Annotated in this window: 8 protein-coding genes; all 8 read left to right on the top strand. The window is 71.1% G+C overall.

All coding sequences use genetic code 11. The features are described 5' to 3' along the window. The first annotated feature begins 60 nt into the window (after positions 1–60). The 8 genes from K8V84_RS11520 (at position 61) to K8V84_RS11485 (ending at position 12,782) form a co-directional block, all read left to right on the top strand. Positions 61–3,408: an amino acid adenylation domain-containing protein gene (locus K8V84_RS11520; protein WP_304074034.1), complete on the top strand. Its 3,348-nt coding sequence runs from the start codon at positions 61–63 to the stop codon at positions 3,406–3,408. Positions 3,409–3,495: 87 nt separating this feature from the next. Next, positions 3,496–7,506, top strand: a complete 4,011-nt coding sequence (locus tag K8V84_RS11515) for an amino acid adenylation domain-containing protein (RefSeq protein ID WP_304074033.1) — start codon at positions 3,496–3,498, stop codon at positions 7,504–7,506. Positions 7,507–7,709: 203 nt separating this feature from the next. Then, complete coding sequence (locus K8V84_RS11510) at positions 7,710–8,690, top strand: ABC transporter substrate-binding protein (RefSeq protein ID WP_304074031.1); 981 nt, start codon at positions 7,710–7,712, stop codon at positions 8,688–8,690. A 106-nt stretch (positions 8,691–8,796) separates the two neighbouring features. Next, positions 8,797–9,003, top strand: coding sequence for an MbtH family protein (locus K8V84_RS11505; protein WP_304074029.1), 207 nt, complete (start codon positions 8,797–8,799; stop codon positions 9,001–9,003). A gap of 105 nt (positions 9,004–9,108) precedes the next feature. Further along, on the top strand, positions 9,109–10,401 hold the full coding sequence (gene entS, locus K8V84_RS11500; protein WP_304074027.1) for an enterobactin transporter EntS: 1,293 nt from the start codon (positions 9,109–9,111) through the stop codon (positions 10,399–10,401). After that, on the top strand, positions 10,398–11,204 hold the full coding sequence (locus tag K8V84_RS11495; RefSeq protein ID WP_304074025.1) for a siderophore-interacting protein: 807 nt from the start codon (positions 10,398–10,400) through the stop codon (positions 11,202–11,204). The genes entS and K8V84_RS11495 overlap by 4 nt, the downstream gene beginning before the upstream one ends. Before the next feature lie 61 nt (positions 11,205–11,265). Beyond that, complete coding sequence (locus tag K8V84_RS11490) at positions 11,266–11,688, top strand: SIP domain-containing protein (protein WP_304074022.1); 423 nt, start codon at positions 11,266–11,268, stop codon at positions 11,686–11,688. A gap of 176 nt (positions 11,689–11,864) precedes the next feature. Beyond that, a complete protein-coding gene (locus tag K8V84_RS11485) occupies positions 11,865–12,782 on the top strand; it encodes a serine hydrolase (protein ID WP_304074021.1) in 918 nt (305 codons plus the stop codon). The last annotated feature ends 7 nt before the right edge of the window (positions 12,783–12,789 follow it).

Below are 12,789 nucleotides of genomic sequence, written 5' to 3'. Positions count from 1 at the left end.
CCTGATCTCCCTGGCCCCCGGCCAGCTGGACCGGCTCGAATCGATGTGGAGGAAGCGGCGTTGACCCCGCACACCGAACCCACCCCTCACGGCTCCGGCGGGATCGCCGACGTCCTGCCGCTCGGCCCGCTGCAGGAGGGGCTGTTGTTCCACCACGCCCTGGCCGAGGGGACCACCGACGCATACGGAATCCAGCTCCGGGTCGAACTCCTGGGCTCCACCGACCCCGGACGCCTGCGCCGGGCCGCCGCCGCGCTCCTGCGACGCCACCCCAACCTGCGCGCCGGGTTCCTCTACGAAGAACTCGACCGGCCCGTGCAGTTCGTGCCCGCCGACACCGACCTGGACTGGGCCCACAGTGACCTGACCGCCGAACCCGACCCGGTGGGCGCCGAGGAACGAGCGGTGGAACGCGAGTTCGGGCGCGGGTTCGACCTGGGAGCACCCCCGCTCATCCGCTTCCACGCCCTGACCACCGCCCCCGACCGCACCGTGCTGGTGGTCACCGCGCACCACGTGCTGCTGGACGGCTGGTCGCTGCCCATCCTCACCCGCGACCTCCTCCACCTCTACGAAGTGGACGGGAACACCGAAGCGCTACCCGAGGCCCCGCGTTACCGGGACCACCTGGCCTGGCTCAACGGCCGTGACCAAGAGGCGGCGCGCAAGGCCTGGGCGACGGCGTTGGGCGGACTCGCCGAACCCACCCTGCTCGCCCCGACCACTGCGGACCGGGCGCCCGATGCCTCCGGCTCCGTCCACGCCCCCACCGGTATCGAGACCTCCCTGGGCGCCGCCGGCAGCCACCGGCTGCGCACCCTCGCCGCGGACACCGGGGTCACCACCAACACCGTCCTCCAGGCCGTCTGGGCACTGACCCTTTCGGTGCACACCGGCCGCGACGACGTCGTCTTCGGCCAGCCCGTCTCCGGGCGTCCACCGGAACTCCCCGCCGCCCAGGACGCCGTCGGCCTGTTCACCAACACCCTCCCCGTACGCGTGGCCCTCGACCCCGCCGAACCCGTCGCCGACCTCCTCACCCGCCTGCGACTGGAACAGGCCGACGTGCTCGACCACCAGTGGACCGGCCTGGCCGACATCCAGCGCGCCGCCGGGCACGGCACCCTCTTCGACACCCTCCTGGTGGTCGAGAACTACCCCTTGGACGAGGCCGCCACCAAAACGGGCGGGGTGGGCCCGCGCGCCGGGCGGGTCGACGTGCGCGACGCCACGCACTACCCGGTCACGCTCACCGTCCTGCCCGACGACGGCCCCGAACGCGACACCCTGCTGCGCCTGGATCACGTGCCCGCGTCGATCCCCGCGACGGACGCACGCTCGCTCCTGGACCTGTTCACCCATCTGCTCGGCCAGGCGTGCGACACCCCCGGGCGCACCGTGCACGCGCTGGACCCGCTCACCCCCGAGCAGCGCCGTCGGGTCGCCGAACACAACGACACCGCACATCCCACGCGGCACGACACGGTCAACGCCCTGCTGGCGGAGGCCGAGCGCGCCCACCCCGACCACCCGGCCGTGATCACCGAGGACGGCGCACTCACCTACCGCGAACTGCACGCCGACGCCGCACGACTGGCCCGGCTGCTCATCGAACACGGGGCGGGAGCGGAGAGCACGGTCGCGGTGGCGCTGCCACGTGGCAGCGCGCTGGTCACCGCCGTGCTCGCGGTACTGCGATGCGGGGGCGTCCTCCTGCCGCTGGACCTGGACCATCCTCCCGCGCGCCTGGCCGACATGACCGAACGCGCCGATGCCATCGCCGTGCTCACCTCCTCCTCGTGGCGCGACGCGCTCGCCGACCTGCCCGAAGACGTGGTGCGGGTCGAACTGGACGAGCCCGCCACCGCCGCCCGAGTCGCCGACCTGGACCCGCTGCCGTGGGCCGAACCCCACCCCGAACAGCTGGCCTACACCCTGTTCACCTCCGGTTCCACCGGTCGCCCCAAGGGGGTGGGGGTCGCGCACCGCGCCATCGCCAACCGCGTCGAGTGGACCCAGGACGCCTACCGGCTGACCCCGGGGGACCGGGTCGCGCTCAAGACCCCGGTCGGTTTCGACGTGTCCGTGTGGGAGTTCCTGTGGCCCCTGGCCACCGGAGCCGCCATCGTCACCGTTCGCCCGGACGGTCACCGGGACCCCGCCCACCTGCGTGAACTGTTCGAACAGCGGGGGGTGACCGTCTGCCACTTCGTCCCGGCGATGCTGCGACTGTTCGTCGACGACCTCACGTCGACGTTCGGCTCGCCCTCCACCACTCCCGCGCCCCTGCCCACCCTTCGTCTGGTCATCGCCAGCGGGGAGGCCCTCACCCGAGAACTGGCCGCGTCCTTCGCCACAGCCCTGCCCCACACCCGTCTGGAGAACCTCTACGGGCCCACCGAGGCCGCCATCGACGTCACCTCCCATCCGGCGGCCTCGCCGAACCACGCCGAGTCCACCGGCCCCGCATCCTCCGGCACGGTCCCCATCGGCCACCCGGTCCACAACACCACCCTCCACGTCCTCGACCACATGCTGCGCCCCGTGCCGCCCGGCGTGACCGGGGAGCTCTACCTGGGCGGGGTCCAACTCGCCCGTGGCTACGTCGGCCGCCCCGACCTCACCGCGGGCCGTTTCGTCGCCGACCCCACCGGCCGCGCCGGTGCGCGCCTGTACCGGACCGGGGACCTGGTCCGTCGATCGTCCGACGGCGCCCTGGTCTACCTCGGCCGCTCCGACGACCAGGTCAAGATCAACGGTGTGCGCGTCGAACCGGGGGAGGCCGAAACGGTCCTGCGTGCCCTGCCGGGGGTCGCCGACGCCGTCGTCTCCGTGCGCACCGGCCCCACCGGTAACACCTTCCTCGCCGGTCACGTCGTTCCCGACCCCATGGCCTCCCCGGACCCCGACGACCTGCGGGCCCGGCTCGCCGCGACCCTGCCCACCGCGCTGGTCCCCGCCACCATCACCTTCCTGGACCGTCTGCCTCTGAGCGTCAACGGCAAGGTCGATCGCGGTGCGCTTCCCGAGCCCTCCGCCGCCCCCGCCGCCACCTCGCGCCGGGCTCCGTCCACGGAGACCGAACTCGCCCTCTGCTCCGCCATCGCCGACCTCCTCGGCCTCACCACCGACGAGGTGCCCGTAGACGCCGACTTCTTCGCCCTGGGCGGGGACAGCGTCACCTCCATCCGACTGGTCGGCCGGGCCCGCGCCGCCGGGCTGGAGTTCGGGGTCAGGGACGTGTTCGACCGGCGCACCCCCGAACGACTCGCCGCGTTCGCCGCCACCGGAACCGAAGCCCCGGACACCCCCGCCGACCCCGGACCACCGTCCGGGGACGAGTTCGCGGACCTGTTGGACGCGGGCGAGATGGACCGGCTCCATCAACTCTGGAACCCCGACGACTGAACCCGGCCCCGACTCACCCGGGCCCACCACGGACCCATCCCACCCCTCGTGCCCGATCCCGGCACCGAACCGAAGAGGACCACACCCATGAACGCCAGCGCCGAAGGCCCGGGCGACATCCAGGACGTGCTTCCGCTCGCCACCCTTCAGGAGGGGCTGCTGTTCCACTCCGTCAAGGACGAACAGCACCTGGACGTCTACACCGTCCAGAACGTCTTCGAGTTCACCCGTCGCGTGGACGCCGCGGCCCTGCGATCCGCCGCCCGGACCCTGCTGCGCCGCCACCCCGCCCTGCGTGCCGGGTTCATGTACGAGGGTGTCGAACGTCCCGTCCAGTTCATCCCACGCGATGTCCCGGTGGCCTGGCACGAGACCGACCTGTCCGACCTGCCCGCCACCGAGGCCCGTCGACGGTTGGACCGGATCCGGGTCGGCCAGCGTGAACGCCGCTTCGACCTGTCCCGCCCGCCCCTGATCCGGCACGTCCTGGTCCACCTGCCGGGTGAACGGGACGTCCTCGTCCTCACCTTCCACCACATCGTCATGGACGGCTGGTCGGGGGAGCTCTACAACGCCGAGCTCATGGACCTGTACCTGCGGGGCGGGGACGATTCGGAACTGCCCGAGCCCCGCCCCTACCGTGACTACCTCGTCTGGTTGTCCAGACAGGACCATCGCCGTTCCGTCGACGCCTGGCGTTCGGCCCTGGAGGGTGTGGAGGAGGGCACCCTCGTCTCGGTCACCGACTCCGGGGACACCACGATCATGCCGCGCACCATCGACGGCGTGGTCGCCCCCGACCTGGTGGAACGGCTCACCGCGTTGGCCAGGGGGATCGGGGTCACCCCCAACACGCTCTTCCTCGCGGCCTGGGGCCTGGTCCTGCGCTCCCACACCGGCGGGGACGACATCGTCTTCGGCAGCACCGTGGCCGGTCGGCCCCCGGAGATCGAGGGGGTGGACTCGATCGTCGGTGTCTTCTTCAACACCGTGCCGGTCCGGGTCAGGGTGGACCCCGCCGAGACCATCCGTGAGCTGCTGCTGCGGCTGCAGGGCGAACAGGCGGACCTGTTGGCGCACCACCACGTCGGACTCGCCGACATCCAGGGAGCGGTCGGGTCCCAGCGACTCTTCGACTCCCTGTACGTACAGCGCAACATCCCCCGCGATGACGACCGCTACCAGCGGGTGCGCGCACTCACGGGCCTGGAGTCGGTGACCGGCAACGACGCCACCCACTACCCGCTCACCTTCGTCGCCCAACCCGGCGACGAACTCCGCCTCAGCCTGGCCTATCGCACGGACGTGGTGGACCCCGACACCGCGCAGGAGCTGTTCGACCGGGTCGTACGCCTGCTCGAACAGATCGCCACCCTGCCCGAGGCCCGGGTCGCCGACCTCGGTCCCCTGGCCGCGCGCACCGTCGACGCCGCGTTGGCGTTGGGGGAGGGCGAGCGCCTCGAACTGCCGGACACGACCCTGGCGGGGATGTTCGAGGAGTCCGTGCGCCGCGACCCCGACCGCACCGCTCTCATCACCCGGGACGAGAGCCTCACCTTCGGCGAACTCGACGAGCGCGCCGAACGCCTGTCCCGTGTGCTGGCCGATCTGGGGGTGGGACCCGAGACCCGGGTGGCCATCGCCCTGTACCGCTCCGCGGACTGGGTGGTGACGCTGTTCGCCGTCCTCAAGCTCGGTGCCGCCTACGTGCCGCTCGACCTGGAGCACCCGGCGGCGCGACTGGGCCACATGCTCGACGACTCGGCCCCGCTGGTCACCGTCACCACAGCAACGGCGGCCGTGAACCTGCCGGAGGAGGGTGGCGGACGGCGTCTCTTCCTCGACGATTCCGGTACCCGTGACGCCCTGACCGGTGTGGACCCGACCTCGGCCCCGGCCGTGGAACGTTCCGCGCACCGTCCGGACCACCTGGCCTACGTCATCTTCACCTCCGGCTCCACCGGCCGACCCAAGGGGGTGGAGATCCCCTACCACGGTCTGGTGAACATGCTGGTCAACCACCGGGCGGAGATCTTCGATCCGGTGGTGGCGGCCCAGGGAGGACGCGTGATGCGGGTCGCGCACACCGTGTCCTTCTCCTTCGACATGTCGTGGGAGGAGCTGCTGTGGCTGATCGACGGCCACGAGGTCCACCTCATGGACGAGGAACTGCGCCGCGACTCCGCCGCCCTGGTCTCCTACTGCGCCACGCAGTCGATCGACGTGATCAACGTGACCCCCTCCTACTGCGGCCAGCTCATCGAGGACGGTCTCTTCGACACCGACGAATCCGTGCACCGGCCGCCCCTGGTCCTGCTCGGTGGGGAGGCGGTGGGCGGCACCGTGTGGGACACCCTGCGCGATGCCGACAACGTGCTCGGCTACAACCTCTACGGGCCCACCGAATACACGATCAACACCCTCGGCGGCGGCACCGAGGACAGCGACACCCCGACCGTGGGTCGCCCCATCTCCAACACCGACGTGCACATCCTCGACACCTCCCTGCGCCCGGTCGCCCCAGGGGTGCCCGGCGAGCTCTACGTGACCGGCGTGGGTCTGGCCCGCGGCTACACCGGACGCTCCGACCTGACCGCCGAACGCTTCGTCGCCGACCCCTACGGTCCGCCCGGGTCGCGCATGTACCGCACCGGCGACCTGGTCCGTTGGGACGAGGACGGGCTCATCGACTACCTGGGCCGCGCCGACGACCAGGTCAAGATCCGCGGGGTGCGCATCGAACCCGCCGAGGTCGTCGCGGCCCTGGAGGAGAACCCGGGTGTGGCCCAGGCCGCCGTCACGGTCCGTGAGGACACCCCCGGGCTCAAGCGCCTGGTCGGCTATCTCGTCCCCGGCGCGGGAGCCGAACTCGACCCGGACGCCCTGCGCGCGGACCTGCGCGCCGCCCTCCCCGACGCCATGGTGCCCTCCGCCCTGGTGGTCCTGGAACGGCTGCCACTGACCATCAACGGCAAACTCGACCAGACGGCGCTGCCCGCCCCCGCCCGCACCGCAGGCCCCGACGCGGGAGGACGCCCGGCACGCGATGACGTCGACAGGGATCTGCTCGCCGACTTCGTCACCGTCCTGGGAGTCGAGGCCGACTCCCTCACCCTCGACGACGACTTCTTCGACCTGGGCGGGCACTCCCTCCTGGCCATGCGCCTGGTCGGACGGATCCGCAAGCGCACCGGACAGCGGCTGCGCGCCGGCGACCTCATCGCCGCGCCCACCGTCGCCCGACTACGCGACTACCTGGAGTCCCCGCGCCGCGAGGACCTGCTCGCCCCCGTGCTCCGGCTGCGCGAGGGAGGGCGGGCACGCCCGCTCTTCTGCTTCCACCCGGCCAGTGGGTTCAGCTGGTCCTACGCGGGACTGGCGCCCTACATCGACCGGGAACGCCCCCTCGTCGGCATCCAGTTCCCCGGCCTGCGCGAGGACGACCTGCCGTCCACCATGGAGGAGCTGGTCGAGCGCTACGCCCGTCTGGTCCGCACCGTCCAACCCAACGGCCCCTACCACCTGGTGGGTTGGTCCTTCGGTGGGCAGATCGCGCACGGTCTGGCCACCCTCCTGCAGTCGGAGGGCGAGCGGGTCTCCTTCCTGGGGATGCTGGACACCTACCCCACCGACTCCGAACCGGTGCTGAGCGCGGGTGGCGCGATGTCCGAGGACGAGGCCGAACAGGAGGCCCTGGAGTTCCTGCTGTCCAGTTCCCAACGTGAACTGCCGTCGTGGCTCACCCGGCCCTACCGGCGCGAGGACGTCGTGGATTTCATGAGCGACAGCGACGGTGTGTGGGCGGACTTCGACGCCGACACCATCGAGCGCGTGGTGGGCGCCCGCATGTACACCAACAAGGTGATGTACCGGGCGCGATACCGGGTCTTCGACGGTGACCTGCACTTCTTCTCCGCCGCCGCCCAGCGGGATCCGGGCTCGGGCATCACGGCGCAGCTGTGGAAGGAGCACGTGGACGGGCAGGTGCTGGACACCCCCGTGGACCACCACCACGACGACCTGACCGGGCCGGCCGCGCTCGCGGTGATCGGCCCGGTCCTGGACCGCGCCCTGCGGGGGGAGGAGGCCGAAAGGTAGTCGGTACCGCCTTGCCCGAGCGTGCCCGGGCGAAAAAGCACCCCCGAGCGCACGATTGCGTTAAGGTAAGGCTAACCTCATATGAGTCTCGAGGTCCTGTCAGGTCATGGGCGGCGCGATCCCCTGTTCGAAAGCCCACACCGACCGGATCCCTGGCGACCACAACGACCCCACACCCCCCGCACCCCACGAAAGCGAACACCGTGACAGAGCTGACGACCCACCTGCGCAGCGGAACCCTCACCGCCGGCGGACTCGCCCTGGCCCTCGTCCTCACCGCCTGTGGCGGCGACGACTCCGCCGACGCCGGTTCGGCCGACGACGCCACCACCGTCTCCGTCGAGACCGACTACGGCACCGTCGAGATCCCCGAGAACCCCGAGCGCGTCGTCTCCCTGGAGTTCGGCAACGAAATCCTCGTCGAGGCCGGGATCGACCCCGTCGGCGTCATCGACCCCAACCCCAGCCTCTACACCCCCGAGCAGATGGAGGTCCTCGGTGAGGCCGACGTCGTCCAGGAGATGAGCCTGGAGCTCAACATCGAGGCGATCGCCGCCGCCGAACCCGACCTGATCATCGGGGGTGTCCGCGAGGTCAGCCACGAGGACTACGAACAGCACTTCGAGGACCTGTCCCAGATCGCGCCCACCGTCCTGTTCGACTTCGACGGGGCCGGCCCCGAGCTGCGCGACATGAGCCTCGAACTGGCCGAGGTCATCGGTGACGCCGAGCGCGCCGAGGCCGAACGCGACCGCTACCAGGAGCGTCTCGACGAGATCGGCCAGACCTACGCCGATCAGCTCCAGGACAACACCTTCGCGGTGGTGTTCGGCGTGGAGGACGAGTTCGCCGCGGTCAACACCAACGCCTGGGGCGCCTACATCCTCGACGAACTCGGGGCCGAGGCCACCTCCCTGGTGGAGGAGGCCGGCGACGACTTCGCCACCTTCCAGTCCTACGAGAACATCGACAAGCTCGACGACGCCGACGTCGTCTTCTACGAGACCGACGTGTCCATGGAACCGGACGCCTTCACCGCCGACCTGCTCGACCAGCGGCTCTGGCAGAGCCTGCCGGCCGCCGAGAACGACCAGGTCCACCCCATGCGCTACAGCTTCTCCCGGACCTGGGGCCAGGCCAACGACGTCCTGGACCAGCTGGAAGAGGTCCTCGCGGACCTCTGACCCCACCGGGTCCGCCGCCTCGGGTCCGTGGCGGCGGACCTCGGGTCGGTCGGTCGGCACCGACGACCCCGCCCCGGCACACGACCACCACGAAGGAGCCACGACGATGACCAACCCCTTCGACGACGCCGAGGGAACCTTCCTCGTCCTGGTCAACGACGAGGACCAGCACTCGCTCTGGCCCGAGTTCGCCCAGGTGCCCGAGGGCTGGACCCCGGTCTACGGCCCCGTCCCCCGCGACGAGGCGCTGGAGTACGTCGACATCCACTGGACCGACCTGCGGCCCCGCAGCCTCCGCGAGTCGCTCGCCTGAGACCGGCACGGCCGCGCCCGACGAGGGATCGGTGGAGACCCCCTGACCGGGGTCTCCACCGTCCGTGTTCCGGCGGACCGCCACCCACCACCCACGAAGGACCCCGTGAAACTCTCCCAGCTGATGGTCGACATCAGTCCCCTCCGACTGAGCCGCGAGTTCAGGATCGTCTTCGTCGCCCGGCTCATCTCCATCTTCGGACTGGGTTTCGCCGCGGTCGCCCTGCCCATGCAGGTCTACCAACTCACCGGGTCCTCCCTGCTCGTGGCCACCGTCCACACCACCTCCGCGGTCAGCGTCCTGGCCGGCACCCTCGTCGGCGGCATGCTCGCCGACCGCGGCGACCGCAGACGCCTCATCGTCATCGGTCGTGCCTCCGCCGTCATCGGCTTCGGCGTCCTGGCCGCCAACACGCTCCTGCCCGCCGAACCCTGGCTGTGGGTGATCTACGCGATCGCCGCCTTCAACGGGTTCTTCGGCTCCTTCAGCGCGGTGGCCCTCCAGGCGGCCGCGCCCGGCTTCGTGCCCCGCGACAAACTGCCCGCCGCCGGGGCCCTGCTCGCCCTCAACGGCGAACTCGGCTCCGTCCTGGCCCCCGCGCTCGGCGGCGTCATCATCGCCGCCTTCGGCCTGGGCTCCAACTACGTCATCACGGCGGTGCTCTCCCTGTTCACCACGGTCCTGGTGTGGCGGCTGCCCCGCCTGGACGCCCCCGCCGCGAGCCGAGCCCAACCAGTCCTGGCCGCTCTGCGCGAGGGAGGGACCTTCGCGCTGCGCCACCGCGTGGTCGGCCCGCTGCTGCTCCTGGGCCTGGCCCAGATGCTGTTCGCCGCGCCCCAGGTCCTGATCAACGAGTTCACCGACAAGGTCCTGGGCGGCGGCGCGAGCATGGTCGGCCTGCTCTACACCGCACCCGCCGTCGGGGCGCTCATCGGCTCCCTCACCAGCGGTTGGGCCGGCCGTGCCCGGCGCACCGGTTCGCTGCTCCTCGTCGCGGTCGCCCTGTGCGGACTCGCCGTCCTCGGCTTCGGGGCGAGCACCTGGGCACCCGTGGCGTTCGTGTTCCTCGTCTTCCTCGGCTTCGGTCAGGTGATCGAGGAGATCCTGCGCTACGCCCTCCTGCAGTCCCACACCCCCGACCACCTCCGCGGACGCGTCAACGCGGTGTGGACCGCCCAGTCGACTGTGGGAAACTCCGCCGGGGCGCTCACCCTGGGAGGCCTGGCCCCGCTCATCGGCGCCGCCGGGGCGCTCATGGCCGGCGGAACCCTCACCGTCGTCAGCGTGGGCGCACTCGCCCTCGCCTTCGCGGGCCTGCGCACCGCCCAGGTCCTGCGAGAACCCGAACCCACCCCCCACGACCTCAACGAAGATCAGAACCACGAGGAGAGCAAATGACCCACGAACGCCGCATCGAGATGTACCCGCTCAAGCGACGAGTCCTCGAGGTGGCCGAGGTCGAACGTGTCACCCCGCGCATGATCCGGATCCACCTGGAGGGCCCCGACATCGCGGGCCTGCAGAGCGACCACTTCGCCGACCACGTCAAGCTGTGGTTCCCCAACGAGGAGGGCGAGCACGTGCTGCCCATCGTCGAGGACGACCGCTGCCTCAACTTCCGAGCCGACGGGGTGGTCTTTCGCGACTACACCGTCCGTTACCTGGACACCGAGGCCGGGCGCCTGAGCATCGACTTCGTCGCCCACGACCACGGTCCGGCGGGGCGGTGGGCGATCAACGCCGAACCCGGCCGCAAGCTCGGTGTGCTCGGTCCGCGCGGCACCGCCTACATCACCGGCGAGTTCGACTACCACGTGCTCATGGTCGACGAGACCGCTTTGCCGGCCGCCGCCCGGTATGTGGAGGACCTGCCCGCCGACGCCAAGGTGCTTGCGTTCTTCGAGGTCGCCGACGCCGCCGAGGAGCAGAAGCTGCGGGCCCCCGACGACGCCCGCATCACCTGGCTGCACCGCGGCGACGCCGAACCCGGCACCACCGAGCTGCTGTTCGAGGCCTTCAAGGCACTGGAGCTGCCCGAGGGCGACGGGTTCGTCTACGCGGCCGGTGAGGCCACCACCCTCAAGCCCATCCGTCGGCTGCTCAAGGAGCGCGGATTCGTGCGCAACCGGACCAGCGAGGTGGACGGCTACTGGCGTCGGGGCACCACCAACCTCGACCACCATGAGGAAGAGGACGACTGATCGAGGAGGGCCTCAAGGACCTGGCCCGCCGAGGCGGCCTCGACGCCGGGGAGGTGGGGTGATGGCGCGCCGCGGACTCCAGGGGGCGATCATCGAGGCGGTCTCACCGGGGTCCCGCCCCTACAGCGTGCCGGACCGCCCCCCGGCCGGGTACCTGCTCGTCGGCGACTCCGCCTCCGTCCCCGCCATCCGCGGAATGCTGGCGGCCATCCCCGCCGACGTTCCGGTCGAGGCGTACCTGGAGCAGCACCACGAGGACGACCCGCTCCTGCCCTTGGGCGACCACCCCCGGGCGACGATCCACTGGGTCGCCCGCGAGAACGTGGAGTCCCTCTCGTGGGCCATCCCGGACCGTGACTGGTCGGACTGGTTCGCCTGGGTCGGCACCGTCGCGGTGGCCCCGCTGGTGGATCCGCGCGGACCGGCCCGGGGCGCGGCGGGGGCGACCGTGTTCCTCGGTCTGCTGATCGGGAACGCCCCGTAGGCCCTCCCGGCCGGCCGAATGCGGCCCCACCCGTGAATCTCGCGGAGTGTCGTGGGCGAAAGCGTGGCCGATGCGGCACCATGGACGGCGAATCGACGTTCGAACACCCTGCGCCGTGCTCTGGCCGCGGCCGGGGTCGGCGTGGCGGTCGACACTCCCCGGGAGGGACACCCCGCATGCCCACGAACCGAACCCCCGCCCTCACCACCGCCTGCGCCCTGGGACTCACCCTGCTGGTGCCGGCCAACGCCGCCGCCGACACCCAGGACCCGATCTGCTCCTCCGACACCCGTCCCGAGGTCGCCGAACGCCTCTCCGAGGAGATCCGCGAGCGGGTCGACGAACGCGACGGACGCGTCTCGGTGGGGGTGTCCGCCCACGACGGGGACCTCCGGTGCGGACTCGACCCCACCGCCGAGTTCGACGCCGCCAGCGTGGGCAAGGTGGTGGTCCTCGGGACGCTGCTGCGCCTGACCATGGACGAGGACCGCGAACTCACCGACAGCGAGGACGAGCTCGCCACCGACATGATCACGGTGTCCGGCAACGACTCCGCCGTGGAGCTGCGCAACCGTCTCGGCGCCGAACGCATCCAGGCCTTCCTCGACCTGGCCGGCATGGACGACACCGTCCTGCATCCGGACGGCTCCGTCGGTCTCATGAAGATCACCGCCGACGACCAGCTCACCCTCCTCGAACTGCTGCGCATCGACAACGAGGTGCTCGGCGCCGACCAGAGGGACTACGCGCGCGGACTCATGGGCGACGTGATCGACGAACAGCGCTGGGGCGTGCCCACCGGGGCGCCCGCCGACGCCACCGTGTACCTGAAGAACGGGTGGTTGCCCTACCCGGACACCGACACCTGGCGGATCAACAGCATCGGCGGGTTCCAGGACACCCCGATCGGCGACTACGACCTGGTGGTGCTCACCGACGGCACCGCGGACAACCCCGGCATGCAGTACGGGGTCGAGACCATCGAGTCCGTGGCGGTCGGCGCCCACGCCGTTCTGACGGGCGAGAGCGTCCGCACCCCGCTCACCAGGATCTCCGAATCCGAGCAGGTCTCCGATGGATCCGACCGGCCGTGATCTGTCA

The organism is Nocardiopsis listeri (assembly GCF_020741345.1).
Classification (GTDB): domain Bacteria; phylum Actinomycetota; class Actinomycetes; order Streptosporangiales; family Streptosporangiaceae; genus Nocardiopsis; species Nocardiopsis listeri_A.
The sequence above is the reverse complement of the archived record's forward strand: the minus strand, read 5'-3'. Positions and strand labels throughout refer to the sequence as shown.

What these genes read in the sequence shown, in the direction of transcription:
- K8V84_RS11515 (WP_304074033.1), top strand. Translation starts at nt 3,496, where the DNA reads ATGAACGCCAGCGCCGAAGGCCCGGGCGACATCCAGGACGTGCTTCCG.
- K8V84_RS11505 (WP_304074029.1), top strand. Translation starts at nt 8,797, where the DNA reads ATGACCAACCCCTTCGACGACGCCGAGGGAACCTTCCTCGTCCTGGTC.
- K8V84_RS11495 (WP_304074025.1), top strand. Translation starts at nt 10,398, where the DNA reads ATGACCCACGAACGCCGCATCGAGATGTACCCGCTCAAGCGACGAGTC.
- K8V84_RS11490 (WP_304074022.1), top strand. Translation starts at nt 11,266, where the DNA reads ATGGCGCGCCGCGGACTCCAGGGGGCGATCATCGAGGCGGTCTCACCG.
- K8V84_RS11485 (WP_304074021.1), top strand. Translation starts at nt 11,865, where the DNA reads ATGCCCACGAACCGAACCCCCGCCCTCACCACCGCCTGCGCCCTGGGA.